The 19,597-nt window shown below is 44.2% G+C and carries 16 protein-coding genes; 14 read left to right on the forward strand and 2 right to left on the reverse strand.

The genetic code is table 11. The annotated features are described in order from the left end of the window. The first annotated feature begins 494 nt into the window (after positions 1–494). The 7 genes from LAJ61_RS06920 (at position 495) to gshB (ending at position 7,555) form a co-directional block, all read left to right on the forward strand. The gene (locus tag LAJ61_RS06920; RefSeq protein WP_224053326.1) at positions 495–2,147 is read left to right on the forward strand and encodes a DUF3999 family protein; all 1,653 of its coding nucleotides are present in this window, start codon (positions 495–497) and stop codon (positions 2,145–2,147) included. Positions 2,148–2,209: 62 nt separating this feature from the next. Next, positions 2,210–3,103 (forward strand): carboxylating nicotinate-nucleotide diphosphorylase, encoded by an 894-nt coding sequence (gene nadC / locus LAJ61_RS06925; protein ID WP_224053327.1) that lies wholly within the window; start codon positions 2,210–2,212, stop codon positions 3,101–3,103. Between the two features lie 67 nt (positions 3,104–3,170). Beyond that, positions 3,171–4,082 carry an NAD-dependent epimerase/dehydratase family protein gene (locus tag LAJ61_RS06930; protein WP_224053328.1) on the forward strand — a complete coding sequence of 304 codons (912 nt, stop codon included), beginning with the start codon at positions 3,171–3,173 and terminating at the stop codon, positions 4,080–4,082. Positions 4,083–4,152: 70 nt separating this feature from the next. Next, complete coding sequence (locus LAJ61_RS06935; RefSeq protein WP_224053329.1) at positions 4,153–5,085, forward strand: hypothetical protein; 933 nt, start codon at positions 4,153–4,155, stop codon at positions 5,083–5,085. 36 nt (positions 5,086–5,121) lie between these two features. After that, complete coding sequence (gene pyrE, locus LAJ61_RS06940) at positions 5,122–5,829, forward strand: orotate phosphoribosyltransferase (protein WP_224053330.1); 708 nt, start codon at positions 5,122–5,124, stop codon at positions 5,827–5,829. A 127-nt stretch (positions 5,830–5,956) separates the two neighbouring features. Further along, on the forward strand, positions 5,957–6,538 hold the full coding sequence (locus LAJ61_RS06945) for a hypothetical protein (protein ID WP_224053331.1): 582 nt from the start codon (positions 5,957–5,959) through the stop codon (positions 6,536–6,538). Between the two features lie 54 nt (positions 6,539–6,592). Then, complete coding sequence (gshB, locus tag LAJ61_RS06950; RefSeq protein ID WP_224053332.1) at positions 6,593–7,555, forward strand: glutathione synthase; 963 nt, start codon at positions 6,593–6,595, stop codon at positions 7,553–7,555. 71 nt (positions 7,556–7,626) lie between these two features. Here gshB and LAJ61_RS06955 read toward each other — a convergent pair whose 3' ends face one another. After that, entirely contained in the window at positions 7,627–9,600 is a 1,974-nt protein-coding gene (locus LAJ61_RS06955; RefSeq protein ID WP_224053333.1) for a PhoX family protein, read from the reverse strand. A gap of 361 nt (positions 9,601–9,961) precedes the next feature. Here LAJ61_RS06955 and murG point away from each other — a divergent pair, with 361 nt between their 5' ends. The 7 genes from murG to lpxC all read left to right on the forward strand — a co-directional run bounded on the left by murG (position 9,962) and on the right by lpxC (position 18,598). Then, positions 9,962–11,080 (forward strand): undecaprenyldiphospho-muramoylpentapeptide beta-N-acetylglucosaminyltransferase, encoded by a 1,119-nt coding sequence (gene murG / locus LAJ61_RS06960; protein ID WP_224053334.1) that lies wholly within the window; start codon positions 9,962–9,964, stop codon positions 11,078–11,080. Between the two features lie 148 nt (positions 11,081–11,228). Further along, positions 11,229–12,638, forward strand: coding sequence for a UDP-N-acetylmuramate--L-alanine ligase (murC, locus tag LAJ61_RS06965; RefSeq protein WP_224054825.1), 1,410 nt, complete (start codon positions 11,229–11,231; stop codon positions 12,636–12,638). Between the two features lie 219 nt (positions 12,639–12,857). Beyond that, a complete protein-coding gene (locus LAJ61_RS06970; protein WP_160002520.1) occupies positions 12,858–13,781 on the forward strand; it encodes a D-alanine--D-alanine ligase in 924 nt (307 codons plus the stop codon). Positions 13,782–13,978: 197 nt separating this feature from the next. Continuing rightward, positions 13,979–14,857: a cell division protein FtsQ/DivIB gene (locus LAJ61_RS06975; RefSeq protein ID WP_224053335.1), complete on the forward strand. Its 879-nt coding sequence runs from the start codon at positions 13,979–13,981 to the stop codon at positions 14,855–14,857. 25 nt (positions 14,858–14,882) lie between these two features. Next, positions 14,883–16,163: a cell division protein FtsA gene (gene ftsA / locus LAJ61_RS06980; protein ID WP_007116179.1), complete on the forward strand. Its 1,281-nt coding sequence runs from the start codon at positions 14,883–14,885 to the stop codon at positions 16,161–16,163. Positions 16,164–16,312: 149 nt separating this feature from the next. Then, complete coding sequence (gene ftsZ, locus LAJ61_RS06985; RefSeq protein ID WP_203171429.1) at positions 16,313–17,524, forward strand: cell division protein FtsZ; 1,212 nt, start codon at positions 16,313–16,315, stop codon at positions 17,522–17,524. A 195-nt stretch (positions 17,525–17,719) separates the two neighbouring features. Next, positions 17,720–18,598, forward strand: a complete 879-nt coding sequence (lpxC, locus tag LAJ61_RS06990; RefSeq protein WP_228744267.1) for a UDP-3-O-acyl-N-acetylglucosamine deacetylase — start codon at positions 17,720–17,722, stop codon at positions 18,596–18,598. Between the two features lie 338 nt (positions 18,599–18,936). Here lpxC and LAJ61_RS06995 read toward each other — a convergent pair whose 3' ends face one another. Continuing rightward, entirely contained in the window at positions 18,937–19,425 is a 489-nt protein-coding gene (locus LAJ61_RS06995) for a DciA family protein (RefSeq protein WP_224053337.1), read from the reverse strand. Between the last annotated feature and the right edge of the window lie 172 nt (positions 19,426–19,597).

The raw sequence follows: 19,597 nt of genomic DNA on the forward strand, positions 1-19,597 counted from the left end.
CTTAGATAAATGCACAAGGAATTACTCCCTAATTGTCTTTAAATTGTAACATCTGGCTAGAATTTATCCAAAATATCGGTTCTCTTGTTAGTGGTTTGTAGCACGGTATAGAAGTTTTGAATGGGTATTGTTAATATCTTTATAGGGCAAAGTGCAACAGCAATTAAAGTATAAATCTAATTACTATCAATGAGTTAGAATGTCATTTATCATTTTTCTAACATAACAAATTAAGGTTTTAAGGTTGATACTGCCTACTGATGCTAACCATGCGATGCTAGGCTTTTCAAATTTTTTAGATTAGTTATGACTGACGGCTTTATGTCGATAAGGCAAACACGGGCTACGCGGCTTTTTGGTTTGGTCTAGTTGGTCTTGGTTTTTGTCAATGTCCATCGCAATCGGTTGGCTTGTAAAGTCATATCAAGTATATAGTAGCTATTACATAGGGGCTATGAATTCTATAGTAACTATAAATTAACAATGAAGTAAAAATGAAAAAAAATAAGCACTGTCACGTGAGATTAGCCAAACACCGCGCCTGTATTTTATCGGCAACTTTAGTTTCGCCGCTATTGTTAGTAGCTATCATTTACACGCAAGCAGATGCCCAAAACCCTACGCAAACGGCATCCGTTACTGTTGCCTCGCAAAAAACCACCACGACCACGGTAGCGCCCGCCATCGTTGACAACTCAGAGCAAGAGCATGACACTGACAGTATCAGCTATGGCTTTGAGGCATTGCAAAATAGCTTTGCAATCGACATTGATTTACCGGGAGAAAATCAAGCGGACAACCCCAACAGCGCCCAACTGGTAAAATTTTCGTCGTTAACGCCCAGTTTGTTGGCTTTAATCATGCAGCAAAATGGGGCAACTATTAGTGATAAACAAAATTACCGCTTGATTGATGCCAAAGGTCATATTATGCCGATGGCGATTCGCCCGGTCAGTAAACAATCATCTGTCAATCAAGTATTGCAAGTAGTTAGCGTGGAGACAGATAACCCCAATGCGGTGGAAAAATTACGCCATGCGTTGACCGTACAGCTTGATAACCCAGACAACCAACAATCGATTAACATTGACCTTAGCAATTTACCTTCAAACCCAGTCTCCGCTGTTACCAATAGCCCAGTCAGAACTTGGTGGTTAACCAATCCCAACTTTGCCAAAACCCAACCTGCTTTATCCACCGAGCAAGCGGTCAATCTTTGGCTAAAATTTTTACCCGTGAATTCAGCCCAGCCCAGCAAGCGCCCACTGCAACTGCAAATTTATGGCAGTGATGACTTGCAAAGCTGGCAGATGGTCAGCCAAACCGTGGTCAGCCCCTTTAACCCTACTCAACATAGCCAAATGGTAGCGCCGCAAACTGACGGCAGCAATCATCCGATAGCGACAGGCAATGCTATTGCCATCGAGCCGCAGCAAGCCAATTATCGGTATTGGCAAGTGGTGGCGAATCAGCCTATCAATCTTGAGGCAGCAAGCTTAAATCACATGGTGAGTGAGGCAAGTTTGTTCTTGACCCGCGCCAGTTTTTCAAAAACCAAAGATGACGCCAACCAATGGCGGCTTAGCCTTGCTCAGCCCATGTTGACCACAGGGGTGAATTTTTTTGTCCCCGAAAATCAGCTGTGGCAAGTGAGCATCAACGTACCTGAACAAGAAGCCAATCAATTGGCTAAAATCAACAAAACCGCCAATGTAACTAATGATAAAACTTTAGCCAATTCACAAATTGATAAAGACCATACCACGGTCAGTTGGCAACCCACATTGACCAAGTCGCTGCAATTGAAGGCTCAAATGCAGCAAGATGATTTACCGGTCAATCTGTTAACGCCCATGTATGAGATGTACTTTTTAGCACAAGGCACAGCACCTTACCGACTGGTAATCAACGAGCCACGCGTATTACAACAACCCAATATCACGCTATCCAACCAACAACTTACCAGCCTTGGCAATACCGTTGAAGGACAAATGCAAAATATCGAGGCATTGAATAATCCCAACGCGTCGTTTGAACGCTACAAAACATGGGCACTGTGGGGTGTACTCGCCGCAATTGTAGCCGCTTTGGCGTTGATTGCCCTGCGTTTATATCAACAAACTACTACCCAAGCCCCCAAAGAATAAGCGATAATACAATCAAACATACCTCATCGAAAATGCCCCATCGACAATAAGGGATTATTTGCATGTCTGCTGCTAGCCAAACCATTAGTGACACCTCGACCACCACGCCCCAAATCAGCTCACTACTACGTATTGAAATCGCCAAACAAGTCGCACTTGCGCTGCAAGAAGACATCGCCACTGGGGATATTAATGCGCAGTTAATACCCGAAACACAGTGCGATACGGCAACGATTATTTGTCGTGAACCGATGGTAGTCGCGGGTAAGGCATGGGTGGATGAAGTATTTCGCCAGCTTGACCCCAATATGCAGCTTGATTGGGCAGTCAAAGACGGTGACGCTGTGGCAGCCAATCAAGTTTTGGTGACGCTCATCGGTAACACCCGAGCGCTGCTGACGGGTGAGCGTACCGCGCTCAATTTTTTACAGACTTTATCATCCACTGCCACTGTGGTTGCCAACCATGTGGCGGTCATCGCAGAACTACCGACCAAATTGTTAGACACGCGTAAAACGCTCCCAATGCTGCGCCATGCGCAAAAATACGCCATGCTGTGTGGCGGCGGCAATAATCACCGTATCGGGCTATACGATGCCTTTTTGATAAAAGAAAACCACATCATGGCGTGTGGCGGTATCGCCCAAGCAGTCAGTCAGGCGCGTCAGATTGCCAATAAGCCAGTGGAAGTTGAAGTGGAAAATTTTGATGAGTTGCATCAAGCCATCGCTGCCAATGCCGATATCGTCATGCTCGATAATTTTACCATTGAAGATACCCACAAAGCGGTCGAGTTGGTTGCTAGTCTTGGCAAGCCTTGCCAGCTTGAAGCTTCAGGCGATATTAGCCTTACCCATCTACGCCAAGTGGCAGAAACAGGGGTGGACTTTATCTCAATGGGCGCATTGACGAAGCATATCAAAGCCATTGATTTATCGATGCGCTTTCAACAATAAATCGGTTAAAAAATACATCGATTAGAAATAGTCAGCTTTTTTAATGCCATTCGCGATAGGTCATAGCATGATGCAAACCATTTTAATGATTGGACTGGGCAAAATTGGTTTACCTGTTGCTAAGCAATTAGCGGCGCAGGGGCATTGCGTGATTGGTGTCAGCCGCTCCACGCCGACAGATTTGGCTTTCTGTAACCCCATGACAGCCAAGCTGCCGCCCGACAATGACAATCTATATCAGAAAAATCTACATTTTGTTGCCAGTGATGCGCGCGCGTTAGCCATTGCCCAGCTAAGTCAATGGTCAAGCCAAATTAGCCAAATCTGCATTATTGTCAGTCCAGATACCTTGTCGCTACAAGGTTACCGTGACAGTTATTATGCGATTGCTGAGAATGTGGTGAGATTGGGTGACTATCTGCCAAACCTCAAACGTGTGGTATTTATTTCTTCGACGGGCGTTTACGGACAAAACGCGGGCGAAGTCATTGATATCAATACCCCTGTGTCAGCACCAGCGAGCGCCACTTCTCAAGTGATTTTGCAGACTGAGCAGTTATTGCAGCAGCACTTTGAAGATGAGAGTGTTATCATTCGCCCAAGTGGGATTTATGGGCAGTCACGGCTGCGTCTACTGACTATGGCGAAACAGTTAGCAGCGCAGTCGCCAAATACGGCTAGCGATTATCCTAATAACACATGGACTAATCGTATTATGGATACAGATTTGGTGAGTATCATTGTCACTGTCATCAATGCAGGTGAAACCGTGCCAGTTTACTTGGCGACAGATAACGCGCCAGTCCCGCTCTATACTGTGCTAAACTATTTGGCGACTGCACAGGGCTTGAACTTATCGCTGCCCTGTATAGAGCCAACAACGGGCAAACGCATTATCACTAATTTGCCAGCTAGTTGGCTCAACCACCCAGATTGGCAGTCAGGCTATCAGCATATTTTGTCGACTTTAAGCGATTAGTGATGGCTGGTGGGTTTCAACAAAAATTTTTAATTATTTACCTATCAGTGATTTTATAGCCGTGTATGCCATGACGTATTCCAATACTGAGCGCCAAGCCGCAAAAAACCAAGTTAAAGACAGAGACCAGCTACGCCATCCCAATGTGATGACTGAGGCAGAAAGATTGGCTTTGCCCGATCCTTGTCGCCCGATTGATAAGCGCGTCATACCTGCGCGTCATACCATTGACGTTTATATGCAAAAACCGCTTTCATTGCCCGTGACGGATACCAACAACAACCTCACCGCTAGTGTAAAAGAGGTTGCCAAGCCCTACACAATGAGGGATAACACAACAAAAATCGCTAAAAAAAATCCGCAAAGTCATCAACCTGAGATGCTAGAGCAGTTACTATCTGAGCAAACCATTGAGATGCGGCACTTTATCCAGCAGCAGCAACAGCAGGCCAATAGCAGCCAAAGTAAACACCCGTCATTGCATTTACCGCTATCTTTGTTGCCGCAGCTCGTCAATGACAGTAGTATTTCACTGATGAAAGCGGTGATGGGTCAATACCCACATTTAGCGAGTATGAATACGCTTACAACATCCTTGTCACAGCAGACATTGCAAAATTCCTGCGCACATCAAGCTGGTGATGCCCCCAGCGCACAGTCTGACGCCACCTATAACCAAGCGCTACTCAATATCGAAACCAAACTGTATCTGATGGGACAAATGTACCATATTATGCTTTGTGTGTTTTTGCTATGCCAATGCAAATCACGCAAATCACTCAACCCACAAATCACCTTGCAAGACTTGGCTGATGCTATCAATCAATACATCGAGGCGCATCGCACCCAATTGCATTTTTTGACCCGGCATAACGATTTATATATCGAGCCGACGCATGTTGAGCTCGCCGCCCTTGCCATCGACTGGCAAGTGGGTAAGCAAACAGCCATCAGCAAACGTACTATCACCATTAGCTCGCAAAACCCCATAACAGGCGGCTAATAGTATTTTTTAACTTGTTCTTTTTTGGAGTCGCGTATGTCGCAATTATCTCAAGCCCAAGCATCCCAAACCCAAACCGCTCACGCACCGCAGTTTATTCCTCAGTATTTTATTGAAGTGGCACTCAAAAACAACGTATTAAAATTTGGCGAATTTACCCTAAAATCAGGTCGTATAAGCCCGTATTTTTTTAATGCAGGTTTGTTATCAACAGGTGAGCTATTGTCGGTGTTGGCAAATGGGTATGCGGATGCCCTTGCCAAGCAGCTACAATCTACCGACAGTAGCGATTTGGTGATTTTTGGGGCAGCATATAAGGGTATTCCGTTTGTGGCGGCGACCGCGCAAGCACTGTGGAACAATCACCAAATCAATGCCGATTGGGGCTACAACCGCAAAGAAGCCAAAGACCACGGGGAAGGCGGTATGCTGGTTGGCGCCGATCTCAAAGGCAAATCGGTTTGGGTGATTGATGATGTGATGACCGCGGGTACGGCGATGCGTGAAGTCGTTGTGCTACTAGAAAAATCAGAGGCCAAAGTCGCGGGGATTATCGTTGCGCTAGACCGTAAAGAAAAAGGTCAAAGCGAACAATCTGCCATTCAAGAATTGGCACAAAGCCTCAATGTACCGGTACTTGCCTTGGTCACGATGGATGACATTACCGAGTATGTCGCCAAACATGGCACGCAGGAGGAACTTGCCAAAATGCAAGCCTACCGCGAGCAATACGGCGTTCAATAAGCGGTTGCCATCATCCTGAGTGATAATTGTTTAACAAGATAGTTTTTTACATCATGTTATATAAAATCCATCACCCAACCCCGCTAACGATAGATTGTTTTTAAATTAACCATTGAAGAGGACGGCTATGTTGACAAAAGCCTTGCCCACCCCACTAACAACGACACACCTTTTGCGTGTTGGCACTGCACTTACCTTATCGGCAATATTATTTGCGCTTGCGGGTTGTAGTAGTATCAATGAACTGATGGCGGAGGGTAGCAAACCGCCTGCGATTGTCAATGTGGCAACTGACCAACAGCCGTTTTATGATGCGTTAAATAGCCTTATCTTGCCGCCAAAATCACCGCAAGCTGCGCCACAAGGCATTGCCGATGGTCCTTATAATGGCGTGATGCCAGAAGGCGAGCAATTTACCACCTTTGTGAAAAATGGTTACTTCGATGAATTTTTGGTGGTGTACTATCCAAACTTTGTGACCCAGCTTCGCACCGACTTGGTTAACGGTTTATATGATGGTTGGGTGACGTATCGATTGTCCGATAGCCGTATCAAACAAAAAGTGTTGTTCCGTCAGGGTGGGGTACAAGAAGCGATTGTTTACAACCAAGCGGGAAATCCTGAATACCATTTTTGGTTTACCAATGAACAACCGACCAGCGGTATGCGCTACGATAACAATGGCAATGCGGTCGAATCGATGTTTTAATAGCAAAACGAACAATTGATAAAAATTGAACAAGCATACTAACAAGGATACTAAATGAAACCATTAAATTTTCTGATCGTCATGGACGATATCCACACCATCAACTACAAAAAAGACACCACGCTTGCGATGCTGTGGGCGATTGCAGATCGTGGTCACACGGCGCATTATTGCCAAATTCACGATTTATGGCTCGATAATGGCGCATTGCAAATTGATAGCCAATCGCTCAAAACGTTTAAAGACCCTGCGCATTTTTATGAGCTGGGTGAAAAAACCACGCAGCCTGCTACGGCGTTTGACGTCATCTTGATGCGTAAAGACCCGCCGTTTGACATGCAGTTTTTGTATAGCCTGTACTTGCTAGAATACGCTCAGCGAGCAGGTGTATTGGTGGTCAACAACCCAGAAAGCGTACGTGACTGTAACGAAAAACTGTTTGCGACGCAATTCCCTGAGCTGATGACACCGACGATTGTCACCAACAAACAAACCCATATCCGTGATTTTATCAAAACCCACCAAGATGTCATCGTCAAACCGCTTGATGGCATGGGGGGAATGGGCATTTTTCGTCTGACCGCCGATAGCCCTAATATCGGCTCAACCCTTGAGATGCTAACCCAGCTTGAAAGCTTGCCTGTGATGGCGCAAAAATACTTGCCTGAAATCAAGGACGGCGATAAACGCATTTTAATTGTCGGTGGTAAGCCCGTGGATTATTGCTTGGCGCGTATCCCAAGCCAAGGTGAAACGCGCGGTAATCTAGCCGCAGGTGGTCGTGGGGTCGCCATGCCACTGTCAGCGCAAGAGCGCCAAGTTGCCGAGCAAGTGGCGCCTGTGCTACTGCAAAAAGGCTTGTACTTTGTCGGACTCGATGTGATTGGTGGTAAAGTGACAGAGATTAACGTGACTAGCCCCACCTGCGTGCGTGAGATTGACGACCAATGCGGCACGCATATCGCAGAGGATTTTATTGCGTTTATTGAATCGCATATTGAAACGCAAATTCACTAGCCGTCATTGCCAAAGCAAAATAAAAAACCCAGTCATTGACTGGGTTTCTTATATCATCGCTTGGCAGGGTATTAAGCTTTAAACGCCAAATAACCCACCGCAGCACTGTAGCCATTTTTGAAGTTTTGGTTAATGAGCGGGCGAACTGCTGTCTCAACGGCGGGGACAAAGGTCATATCACCTGGGTGTTGGAAGTTTGACATGATATAAGTATAGCCATTGACTTCATCGACCGCGTGTAGACCCGTAGACTCAGCGCCCGCTGGTGTTGACAGGATACGCGCTAATTTTTTGGTATCAACATTGTATGCCCAAAGATAGTTGTTAACATGATAACCAGAGTCTTCACCGATAAATAAGGTGCGCATTTTTTCAGAGAATTTTAGGTTGTCCGGGCAAGAGATTTTGTCAATATGTGACGTATTACCGAGCGCGTCTTTGGCAATGTCTTCCCCTGCTAAGCCTTCAGGTACATACATACGGGTAGAGACCCACTCAGAGTTAATCGCTTTACCATTGTTATCAACCTGACCGCCTTTAAGCTCGTGGGCATACACCGCGCCTGATTTTAGCTGAGCCACTTTGACATCGTACTCGTCCGTGGTCATGGATTTTTCAATGCGAGACATGGCAGAGTAGGCGATTTTATCTTTGATATTGACCGTGGTGCCTTCCATTTTGGTAAACGCCATTGACGCACCTTGCAGCGCTGCGTAGCGGTGTGTTTCTAAAAAGGCAGCCGCTTGGGTGAGTTTGTCTGCCGGTAATTTGCTATTCGGTGCAAGTTTTACCCAGTTATTTGCCCCGTCATAGCCGATTTTTTTGTAGGAGGTATCATTCGGGTCAGTGTATTTGACATCCATGATATCGGTTGGTACTACTGTATTGGCTAATGCTTCGATTTCAGCGCTGGTCGCATGTCCTAGATGAATCCATTTGATGCTAAAATCGCTGGCAGCCGCAGGGCCACCTTTTGCTGACGTTTGGCTGATTTTGGCAACATAGAGGTTACCTGCAGACAGGTCAGCTGCTTTATCGGCAACAAACATAAATAAACCACTGTTAGTGAAGTCATCACCCATCAACGCAGTACGTTGGTCAGGCATCACTTGAATCAGTTCGTGAGAAATACGACCTAGATTGAAATGTTTTTTGGCGATACCAGACCCATCAGCGTTGACTACGATTTCTGGTAAATGACCATAATGGTATGGGTTTGCTTTGGTTTCATCACCGTATAAGTTTTTGCTAAATGCTTTAAATTGGGTGCTGCTTTTAGCCATGAAAGCGTCTGGTTCATACTCTTCTGATGACAAATGCGTATTCCATGGTGAAAGGGATGCACCACAAGTAATCCATAACCCATACACTTTTGACATATCTACATTGTGGTATTTGACGACTTTGAGTTCGCCTGTTTGTGGGTTTTGGTCAAGCGTCACTACCGCAATGGGTGAAGGTAGTGTACCGTAAGTATTGCTGCCGGCTTGGTCTTTACTGGTATATTCAAATTGCACCACCGCAAATACGGTATTACCTGTTACACCCGCAACACGTGCGCCTTTAACTGTCAATAATGAAGAGCCATCTGGGCAATCAGAGAAAAACTGGCGCGTAGAGGCGAGCACTGAGCTATCCATGATAGGCTTGTTATAGATATCAAAATAGCCGCCTGCAATGATGTCATTACCCTTTAAGTCTTTTAATTTATCGCCTGTTTTAAAAAACGGTTGATACTGTAGCTTATATTCAGTCGTGGTATTGTCATCAAAGGTTGCTTTTAGCTTTGAATCCACATACACCGTTGCCATATTGGCGGGATTTGATAAATTTGGTGCAGCCATACCAACAAACTCAGTGGATTTGATGGTTTTTCGTGTATTATTGAGTATGCCTGCTGTGCTATTACTATCACTATCACTCCCACAACCTGTCAATAAGGTGGCAACAGAGCCTGTGGCAAGTGGCAACGCAGGCACCCCTGCCAAAAAACGAATGACATTACGGCGGCTAATGGTTTGGTCTAATTGATTAACTTCAGTCATGAGTGAATTCCTTGCTGATAGCAGTTAGCAGTTGGCTACGAAATAAATTTTATTGAAATAATACAGAAACAATTATGCTGAGTATGGTAAAGGGGATATGTGACAGAGGCTTGACTGATTCATGACAGAACGGTTACAGCTAAACATCAGGTATGAAATATAAGCTATGAACTATAAATGGATATGATGACTGCAAAATCTTCACGCTACTTAGCAATTAAAGGGATTTACTTTATTATTGGGTGAAATAATGCTATGATTTTGCCATTTTTATGGTGATTGTTTTGCCCGATAAACGGTCAGTCATACGGGGTTTTTTAATCCCCACCTCACCTAGATTGGATTGGTCAAGGATAATAAGATGAGTGAGCCAACGATGCAAAAACCGCGCGTGCTGATGATGGCAGCAGGCACGGGTGGGCATGTGTTTCCAGCGATTGCGGTGGCTCAAGCGTTACAACAATCAGGCGCCCAAGTGCATTGGCTCGGCACCCTAGTCGGTATGGAAAATGAGTTGCTACAACATTACGACTTTAGCTACCATGCCATCAATATGCAGGGGTTACGCGGTAACGGTATCAAACGCTTATTTAAAGCGCCGTCAACCTTACTCAAAGCAACATTAGCGGCTATCAAAATCATCAAAACCAATAAAATCGACATCGTGGTAGGGTTTGGTGGTTATGTGACCGCACCCGGCGGATTGGCGGCCAAATTTTGTAAAATACCAATTTTGATTCATGAACAAAATGCCATCGCAGGCATGAGTAATAACTATCTATCTAAGCTTGCTAATCAAGTGTTAGAAGCCTTCCCAAATACCTTCACCGAACTACCTTCTACTAAAGTATTGACAGTGGGCAACCCAGTACGTGAGGCTATCGTACAAGTACCGCCACCAAAAGCCCGTATCGATGTCAATGATACCAGTCCTTTAAAGCTATTGGTGATTGGCGGTTCTCTGGGTGCCCAGGCACTAAACAACCATATCGCGCCTACGCTAAAAAAACTAGAAAGTATGCCAGATGCCAAGCCATGGCAAGTGCGGCATCAATGTGGTAAAAACAACCAAGAGGCTACCCAAGCGGTATATAGCGAAGCACAACTCCAATCAACCCAGTATGAAATTTTACCATTTGTCAAAGATATGGCAGAAGCATACAGCTGGGCAGATGTGATAGTCTGCCGTGCTGGGGCGCTCACGGTCACAGAAGTTGCCACGGTTGGATTGCCTGCGGTGTTTGTGCCACTGCCCCATGCAGTCGATGATCACCAAACGGCCAATGCCAAAACCCTATCAGAACATGGCGCCGCGTTTTTAATGCCGCAAAAAGAATTAACGGCAGAGAGTTTAAGTGCTATTTTAGCCAAGCTCGACCGTCATCAAATTTTAGCGATGGCAGAAAAAGCGCGTGAATTTGCCAAACCCAATGCCACACAGCTGGCTGCCGATGCCATTTTATCCCAGTTAAAACCTTAATTATTTTCTACAACTTATAAGTCATTTATCATTGAGCCTGTCTATGTCAAAATCAGCCAAAACTGCCACTGCCCAATCTACTGAAAAACCTGAAAAAACCAACCGTGTCACCAAAAAAATTACCAAGCGCGTGGTCGAAATTCCAGAGATGCGTCGTATTCGCCACGTGCATTTTGTCGGTATTGGTGGGGCAGGGATGTGCGGTATTGCCGAAGTTGTCCATAATCATGGCTATATGGTTAGCGGTTCAGACATCAAACAAAGCCCAGTGACTGACCGTTTGACCCAAATGGGCATTCAAGTGTTTATCGGGCATGATTCCAAAAACATCAGTGAAGCCGATGTGGTCGTGGTGTCATCAGCCATTGATCATACCAACCCAGAAATCCAAGCCGCCTTGTCAGGACGTATTCCTGTGGTACGCCGCGCCGATATGCTAGGTGAGCTGATGCGTTACCGTCATGGTATTGCAGTAGCGGGTGCGCATGGTAAAACTACCACCACTAGCCTGCTTACCATGATTTTAACCGAAGCAGGATTAGATCCTACTTACGTGATTGGTGGTAAACTTAACGCCTCAGGCAAAAACGCGTCATTAGGTCAAAGCCGTTATTTGGTGGCGGAAGCGGATGAGTCTGATGCGTCATTTTTATCGCTGCGTCCGATGGCAGCGATTGTCACCAATATCGACCAAGACCATATGGAAACCTATGGCGGCAGTTTTGACAAACTAAAAGCCGCGTATGTGCAGTTTTTACAAAATATGCCGTTTTATGGGTTGGCAGTATTGTGCGGTGATGACAAAGAGTTGTACGGACTGATTGATAAAATCGCGCGCCCTGTGTTGACTTATGGGCTGGAAAAACATAACGATGTGCAAGCCATTGATGTGGTGGCGGACGGCACCAAAACCCATTTTACCGTACTGCGTAAAGACCGTGAGCCACTGCCGATTACTTTGAACATTCCCGGTATTCATAATGTCTATAACGCGTTAGCGGCTATCACCATCTCCACCGATGAAGGTGTCAGTGATGAAGCCATTTGCCAAGCGGTCAAAAAATTTGCCGGCGTGGGCAGACGTTTTGAAAACAATGGTAACTACCCTGTTAAAGATGGCGTAGGCGATGTGCTATTGATTGACGACTATGGTCACCACCCAACCGAAGTGGCAATGACCATCAAAGCGGCTCGCCAAAGCTATCCCGATCGCCGCTTGGTGATGATTTTCCAGCCTCACCGTTTTACCCGTACCCGTGATTGCTTCGATGATTTTGTGGACGTATTGTCACAAGTCGATGTGTTGATGCTGCTCGATGTGTATAGCGCGGGTGAAGCGGTGATTGAAGGCGCGGACAGTCGCAGTCTTGCCCGTACCATTCGCACCCGCGGACAAGTTGAGCCGATTATGCTGAACATCAATGACATGGATCAAATCCGTCAGGTGCTAGGTAGTATGTTAAAAGGCAATGATTTGCTGATTACCCAAGGGGCGGGTAACGTGGGTCAACTTTGTCTGGATTTGGCAAAAAACAATTTATTTCTCGCGGACAAATAACCGTTTGATTGAACAACCACGCGGTAAACGGTTATGAAACTAAGGTATTGAAAAGCTGTTGTAGCTTGCCCATGCTGCCAGCAGGCGATTATTTTATGAGTGAAAAAAATTACTAAGACATACCCAAACCATAGCTAAGTCATAGCCAAGCGATAGTTTAAAAATTTGTGTGAAATAATTATAGCAATAAATTCGGTTAACAAAAGATTAGGAATCAATATGTCAGAGCTTATCGATGTCAAACAATTTGGTAAAGTGGCGGTTGTCTGTGGCGGCTGGAGTGCTGAGCGTGAAGTGTCGCTGACGAGTGGTAAAGCTGTGCTTGATGCGCTACTCGCTAAAGGCGTGGATGCCCATCACTTTGACCCCAAAGAAACAGATATCTCAAAACTGCGCGACTATGACCGCGTATTTAATGTGCTGCATGGCACTTTTGGCGAAGATGGTAGCCTGCAAGGAGTGCTAGACGGTTTTAATATTCCGTATACCGGTTGTGGCGTGTTAGCCTCTGCAATTGCCATGGATAAATTTCGCAACCGCCTAGTTTGGCAAGCGTTAGATTTACCAAACGTACCTTATGTCGTGCTTGATGACAATACCGATTTTACCGCTATCGAACAGCAGCTAGGTTTACCACTGTTTGTCAAACCCGCCGCTGAAGGCAGTAGTGTCGGCGTCTTTAAAATTAAAGAAGTGGGCGAGCTTGCCAAGACTTACCCACAGCTCAAACAATACCACGGCGCTATTTTGGCAGAAAAAGCCATCACAGGCGGTGAGTATGCTTGCTCAATCCTCGGTGATGAGGTGTTGCCCAGTATTCGCATCATCCCAACGACCGAGTTTTATGACTACGAAGCCAAATACAATCGTGATGATACCGTCTACCAATGCCCATCAGATTTGAGCGAGGCGCAAGAGCAAACCATGCAACAAATCGCCAGAAAAGCGTTTGCCGCCATTGGGGGCAAAGGTTGGTCACGCGTGGATTTTTTACGAGATGACGAAGGCACGCTATATCTACTTGAACTCAATACGGTGCCAGGTATGACCAGTCATAGTCTGGTGCCGATGGCAGCAAAAGCGCGTGGCATGGATTTTGCGACGCTATGCGTGCGTATCTTAGAACAAACGTTGAGTGAATAAGTCGTTTTCGTTTATATTTGTTTACAAAAAAAGTACTTGAATTGTCTAGAAGCGTATTATCTATTTACCATTCATTTCATTGAATTTGCTATGATATGCTTCTAAGCATAAATCCTTGTAATATTTTTAGTTATTGTGATTTTTGTTGTTGAGATTTTAGTAATTAATAATTTTAGACCGAGTTATGATTGGTCAATATGGCAAATTCATTTGTGGCAACTGCTTCTCTAGATACTACGCTCCCCAATCGCTTTCATCAGCTGCTGCCAAAGTTGTTAATGCTTGGCGTTGTGTTATTGTTGCTGATATTAGCGGCTTTGGCGATTAATGTGTTCAATAAATTACCCAATGCGGTGATTAGTTTGCAGCATAAAGGGTTAAATACCCAGCAAACCCTGCAGCTTCAGCAATTATTGGGCGAAAAAGCCGACACAAATCTACTCAAGGCTGATTTGCAAAGCTATGTAGCAAAACTTGAGACGGTAGATTGGGTAGGGCAAGCCGATGTGCGCCGTGATTGGCAACAAGGTATTGTGGTCAATGTAGTACCGCGCCAAGCCGTTGCCAAGTTTGGTAGTGAACGTTTAGTCGATGCCAATGGCACGGTATTTAAACCTGCCGATAGCAATGACTTAAATAATGCCAGCTTGATGCAGCTACAAGGCGATAGCCAAAATGCCGTTGTCATGATGCAGCAAATCAAGCAAGTCAGTGATTGGTTTATGCCACTGGGTATGAAAATTGAAGAAGTCATCGTAACGCCTAGAATGGCATGGTTATTTCGCTTTGATAACGGACTTCGGGTACTGGTTGATAATGACAATACGTCAGAAAAACTGTATCGACTGAGCATCATGTTACAAAATCAGCTTAAACCACAGCTCAAAACGCTGCAAACGGTGGATTTACGCTATAAAAACGGCATGGCAATTACCAAACGACCTGTGATACAGCAAGCTGGTGATACAGCTGCCGTCAATGCCAAATCTGCTGATACTAAACCCGTGACCGATGCCAACTCAACAACCGATTCGAAAACCAAAGCCTTAAAAACCCCAGCCAACCCCAGCCATTAGGTGAAACATAATTTTGTAGTGTTCTATGAAAAAGCCAGATCTGATCGTCGTCGTCCACCTAAGTGCTACTGCTATTCATACTGTGATTGGTCAAATCCACAGTGCGCAAGATATTCGTATTATCGGTTTATCTACCGTCAAAAACCATGATTTCGCGCAAGGTACCATTCGCCATCGCGAACGTCTAAAATCTGCTATCAAACAATCTATTCAAAACGCTGAAGACATGGCAAATTGCCGTGTAAACAGTGTTTGGCTTAGTTTTTCTACCCCAGATTTGCAAAGCGTCAATAGTGTGGGCGAAGTCAAAATCAAACACGATATCGTACAAGCCAAAGACGTGGTCGCCGCGCTAACCCAAGCCAAAAACAAACATCTCCAAGATGATTTGTATTTGATGCATTATGCCCAGCAAGGTATTGCTTTAGATGGCAACGCTGAGATGATTGATGATGCGATTGGGATGCAAGCGAGTGACTTGATGGTACTCTATCATCTGATGATGATGCCCGTCAAAGGTCGCCAGAATTTACAGCAACTGCTGCAAGAATGTGATGTCAGTATCGACCAAATGCTATTTGATGCCGTATCTACCGCCGAATATGGTTTATTACCCGAAGAAAAATACCATGGTGTATGTCTGATTGATATTGGGGCATCGACGACCAGTATCTGCGTTTACCGTGAAGATAAGCTGATTTATACCCATTGTTTTGCCGAAGGCGGACATCACGCGACACTGGATATCTCTATGCTGCTAGACGTCACCATTGCTGAAGCAGAGAATATGAAAAAATCCCAAGCCAATGTCGATCGTCATGGGATTGACTCAAGCCAATTTTTTACCATCAAGCGTTCACAGCATGACGATGAAAAAACCATTAATATGCTTGAGCTCCTTGAAGTCACTGAAGCCCGCTATATCAGTATTTTAGGTCATATTAAAAAAGAGCTGGATAAAGAAGGGCTAAGTGAGTTTTTACAACAAGGCTATGTGATCACGGGCGGTGGTGCTGAAATGCGTGGATTATTGCCATTAGCCAAAAAAATCTTTGCCAATAAAGTAAACAAGGTCAATCAACACTCAGCGATTTCTGCCTATACCCAATATGGTGATGATGACAAGCTTCGCACCATTGCGGCAATGATTGGTGAGCGTAAATACCAAACCGCGTTTGGCACACTGTTATATAGTCAAAGTGAGGCGTTTCATCATAGCGAGAAAAGCTCACCTGACTCGTTGCAAGTTAAGCCCATGCGAGAAAAACTCAAAACTGTGAATAAATTTTTTGGTAAATTTTTCTAAAAAAGAGATATTTAGTATTTTAAGGGTGCTCATGTTATGATTGACTCTAAAATCCACTAATTGTGTAATGATTTAATTGATATTTAATTTAATATGTTTGCTATTTATGCTGCTCAAGCCTACTTGACAGCATACGGAGATTTTCAATTATGGAAGCTAAGTTTAGTATTGTACAAGATCACACTGATACATTTGCCGATTCAGCCCGTTTAACCGTCATCGGTGTCGGCGGCGGCGGTGGGAATGCCGTTGAAACCATGGTACAAAATGGTGTAAAAGGCATTACCTTCGTCTGTGCCAATACCGATAGACAAGCGCTTGACCGCCTATCAGCGCCTAATAAAATCCAGCTCGGTATCAAAAATAACAACCGCGGCTTGGGGGCAGGTGCCAACCCAGAAGTAGGGCGTGAAGCAGCCGAGAGCGATGAAGAACAAATTCGCCAATTGTTAGAAAATTCTGACATGGTATTTATTACCGCGGGTATGGGCGGTGGTACAGGTACAGGCGCTGCGCCAGTCATTGCCAGACTTGCCAAAGAGCTGGGCGTCTTGACCGTTGCCGTAGTGACCATGCCATTTACTTTTGAAGGTGGCAGACGTAATAAAGTGGCTAGAGAAGGTATTGAGCAGCTTTCTAACTTTGTCGACTCTATCATCACTATCCCTAATGATAAATTGATGACAGTGTATGGCAAAATCTCTATGAAAGATGCCTTCAAAAAAGCCGATGAAGTCTTACTTCAAGCGGTGCAAGGTATCTCTAATATGATTTCAAAAGATGGTTTTATTAACATCGACTTTAACGATATTCGCACTGCAATGACCTCCCGAGGGCATGCGATGATGGGTATCGGTAAAGGCAGTGGGGAAGACCGCGCTGAGATCGCTGCTGAAAAAGCCATCAAAAGCCCATTACTTGATAACTTATTGCTTAAAAATGCCAAAGGTCTGTTAGTCAACGTGGTGGCTAGCTCAGATTTCAATTTTGAAGAACAAGAGCGCATCACCCAAAAAGTGCATAGTTTGGTGGATATTGACGAAGCCAACATCTTCTACGGCGTGGTATTTGATGAAGACATGGGCGATGAAATCCAAGTGACAGTGGTGGCAACCGGCCTTACGCTAGATAATACTCCAAAGCACCCAACTAGAGATTTTGTCTCAGATGCCTCTAGCACCCACAAAGTGGAAGCAGGCACGCATGAACCTGCGTATGCGGCACGCCCACAGCCCATCCCTGCACCTCAGCCACCTGTACAGCAAGCTATCGAGCCTGCGCCAGCACAACCGCAATCCTCGCAGCCACAACGCACAGGCAACAGTATTCAAGACTATCTACGTCGCCAGCAAAATCGCTAAGATATCGTATGATTTTTTAAAAGCCTCACAGCTTAATCGTTGTGGGGTTTTTTTATCACTGTAGTCAATCATAAAGGTCGATAAAATCAATCAAGCATCACTATGATGTAGAAAGGGACAATGGTAGAATAGCCAAATGTAACAAATTATATCAACCTAGCTTTGGCTAAGGACGAATGCAATCTACTAGGGGGCATTATGCAGCAGCGTACTATTCAACAACCCAACAATCTTGAAGGCATCGGCTTACATAGTGGTAACCCTGTACACCTGCGCTTTTCTCCTGCGCCCGTTGACTATGGGATTCAGTTTTTACGTAGTGATGTCGCACAGGCAAAGCCCATTCCTGCTATCTATCATGCGGTAACCGATACCATGATGTCCTCAAATCTCACCAATGAGTTAGGTCAGCGCATTGGGACAGTTGAGCATTTGATGAGTGCAATCGCCGCGCTTCAAATTGATAATTTACAAATCGAAGTGTCCGCCCCTGAAATTCCAATCATGGATGGTAGTGCCATCGAATTTGTGAAGGTATTGCAACAAGCGGGTATTGCCGAGCAAACGTCTGCCAAACGCTATATTCAGGTGTTGCAACCAATTGAGGTTCGCGTGGAGGATAAAGTCGCTGGATTTCGTCCCTACGATGGATTTGTATTAGATTTCCAAATTGACTTTAATCACCCTGCGTTTAATGGCTCACATCAAACGTTTAAATTGGATTTTAATGAAGGCAATTTTATCGAGCATATTGCCAAAGCGCGCACATTCGGCTTTTTAAAAGACATTGAATACCTAAAAAGCAATAACTTAGGGCTAGGGGGTAGTATGCAGAATGCAATTGTTTTAGATGACAGTGGCGTACTTAATCCTGAAGGGTTACGCTTTGACGATGAATTTGTACGCCATAAAGTATTAGATGCAATTGGTGACTTATACCTTGCTGGTCACCAAATTTTGGGCGAGTTTTATGCTTATAAGTCAGGGCACGCGCTCAATAATAAATTATTACAGGCTTTATTTAGCGATCAAAATAACTATAAAGTTGTAACAAAGCATGACAATGTTAACTAGATTTATTTAACTTTATTAATTTTATTGTGTATTTTTACTAATCACAAGATTTTACCTATTATTTGATTAGTAACATTTTTTCATCAAGAAATTATCATTTTATTACACTAATTAAACCCAATCATCCAGTTTTATCATTTAATTTTTGGATATCTTTTTTTAGCCATTAGCTACTATAAGCGCAATAAAAATGAAAAAAAAGATATCTTTATCTATCCTATTAATTGTAAATTTTTTTCTAGTTTTTTACTTTCACTTGCACAATCCATTAATGCATTGATAAATCTTGCGATATCAGCAACATAATTTACATAAAATTACATTGTAACTTGGCTTTTTTAGTCTTTTATCAGTTTTTGTAACGCCGTTCTAAGTGGCTCGTTGTCCGTGACAAGGTCACATAGCTGTGTTATATTTCGCTTCGTAGATTCGCTTAGCTCACAATTATTTACATTGCTAACATTTTGTTTACATTGTAAATCTAGCATTTGCGAGCCATGAATAGGTTTGACAATGACCACGCGAAAACGTAACTCATTAAATTGATGAAAATTGTTATCGAACGCTTGCAGTGTTGATAGTAGGTGCTGCTGGTTATAATTGAGGTGATTGGCAAGGGTATGACTAGTGGTACTAACCACAAGTCTAAATGACTCACAAGTAATCACTTGTAAGCTTGCTAAGACTTCCTCAGTCAACACGTTTTGCCAAGCGCTGCGAACATCGTCCGTCAATTGCTGTAATTGCTGCAGCTTTTTTTGAAACGGTAATTGATAGTTGGCAAGACGCTCAGTGCGAGAAGCAAGATGATTGGTTGGTTTTTTCATAGTCAATAAGCATGTGGTAGGTAGTTAAGCGACAAAAATTTTGATTTAGTCTTAGTGTTAGTGTAGGTGATTTTAAGACCAAATTATAGTGAATTAAATCTTGCCAATGCGCTCAAGTAGCGTTCATATGACATTGGCACAGGGTTTAATAGCATAAGGTTTAACAAAGGAT

It is taken from the genome of Faucicola osloensis, assembly GCF_020041925.1.
Taxonomy (GTDB): Bacteria; Pseudomonadota; Gammaproteobacteria; order Pseudomonadales; family Moraxellaceae; genus Faucicola; species Faucicola osloensis_D.

Coding starts and splice junctions, on each gene's coding strand:
- LAJ61_RS06920 (WP_224053326.1), top strand. CDS start 495: ATGAAAAAAAATAAGCACTGTCACGTGAGATTAGCCAAACACCGCGCC.
- nadC (WP_224053327.1), top strand. CDS start 2,210: ATGTCTGCTGCTAGCCAAACCATTAGTGACACCTCGACCACCACGCCC.
- LAJ61_RS06930 (WP_224053328.1), top strand. CDS start 3,171: ATGATGCAAACCATTTTAATGATTGGACTGGGCAAAATTGGTTTACCT.
- LAJ61_RS06935 (WP_224053329.1), top strand. CDS start 4,153: ATGACGTATTCCAATACTGAGCGCCAAGCCGCAAAAAACCAAGTTAAA.
- pyrE (WP_224053330.1), top strand. CDS start 5,122: ATGTCGCAATTATCTCAAGCCCAAGCATCCCAAACCCAAACCGCTCAC.
- LAJ61_RS06945 (WP_224053331.1), top strand. CDS start 5,957: ATGTTGACAAAAGCCTTGCCCACCCCACTAACAACGACACACCTTTTG.
- gshB (WP_224053332.1), top strand. CDS start 6,593: ATGAAACCATTAAATTTTCTGATCGTCATGGACGATATCCACACCATC.
- LAJ61_RS06955 (WP_224053333.1), bottom strand. CDS start 9,600: ATGACTGAAGTTAATCAATTAGACCAAACCATTAGCCGCCGTAATGTC.
- murG (WP_224053334.1), top strand. CDS start 9,962: ATGAGTGAGCCAACGATGCAAAAACCGCGCGTGCTGATGATGGCAGCA.
- murC (WP_224054825.1), top strand. CDS start 11,229: ATGCGTCGTATTCGCCACGTGCATTTTGTCGGTATTGGTGGGGCAGGG.
- LAJ61_RS06970 (WP_160002520.1), top strand. CDS start 12,858: ATGTCAGAGCTTATCGATGTCAAACAATTTGGTAAAGTGGCGGTTGTC.
- LAJ61_RS06975 (WP_224053335.1), top strand. CDS start 13,979: ATGGCAAATTCATTTGTGGCAACTGCTTCTCTAGATACTACGCTCCCC.
- ftsA (WP_007116179.1), top strand. CDS start 14,883: ATGAAAAAGCCAGATCTGATCGTCGTCGTCCACCTAAGTGCTACTGCT.
- ftsZ (WP_203171429.1), top strand. CDS start 16,313: ATGGAAGCTAAGTTTAGTATTGTACAAGATCACACTGATACATTTGCC.
- LAJ61_RS06995 (WP_224053337.1), bottom strand. CDS start 19,425: ATGAAAAAACCAACCAATCATCTTGCTTCTCGCACTGAGCGTCTTGCC.